Annotated in this window: 1 protein-coding gene; it reads right to left on the bottom strand. The window is 34.8% G+C overall.

From position 1 onward, the window contains the following. Positions 1-147: 147 nt before the first annotated feature. Positions 148-705 (bottom strand): CocE/NonD family hydrolase C-terminal non-catalytic domain-containing protein (locus IDG60_RS27965; RefSeq protein ID WP_274611453.1); only part of this gene is annotated, 558 nt, incomplete at its 5' end.

Raw genomic sequence — 705 nt, 5'->3', positions numbered from 1 at the left:
TTGTAGTAAGTTTAGTGACAAGATTTATAAAATTAAATAGCCATCAATAATAAAAAGGGCCACACCTTGGTTTAAGATTCCAAGCGTGTGGCCTTCTCTTCTATCACTATGTCACTTTTAATCAAAAGCGACCGTAATTGCTGCATATCAATTAACGATAGGAATGATTAATTGTGAATCATATTTACCACCAGTATAAATCATGTGCATGCCTTTATTTACGGTTTCTTCATGTTCATAACGCGTTTTCATGCCAGGGGTACTATTACCAATTACAATTTCACTACCTTTTACAACAACTTCTAATGTTTCGCCTTGTTTAAATAGCGTGCCTGAAGGTAACAATTCGATTTCAACAGGTACAATCTCATCTTGTGACAACTTTAATTCTGTTTCATGTTTATGCCAAGGTTGCGCAATTGTGGATTTTTCTTGATCTAATTCACGATGTGATACGCGTAACCAACCGGTAGCTACTTGACCATTTTCAATATGATTAAAATCAGGGAAGTTAACTTCATTACCACGACGATCTAACTTTTTAATACCTGCAAATAAATCCATATCGTCTGAGTCTTTAGTGCTTACCCATAGTTTTAAGTTCATGTTTCCAACTAACTCAGTATCTTTGTCAAACGTATATTTAAAACTTACATCTTGTCGTTTATCTTCAGAGTCATATTGTGCGACATACGCGCTACTAAT

It is taken from the genome of Staphylococcus sp. EG-SA-2 (assembly GCF_017152085.1).
Note: the sequence above shows the minus strand (reverse complement) of the source record. Positions and strands in the feature narration are given on the sequence as shown.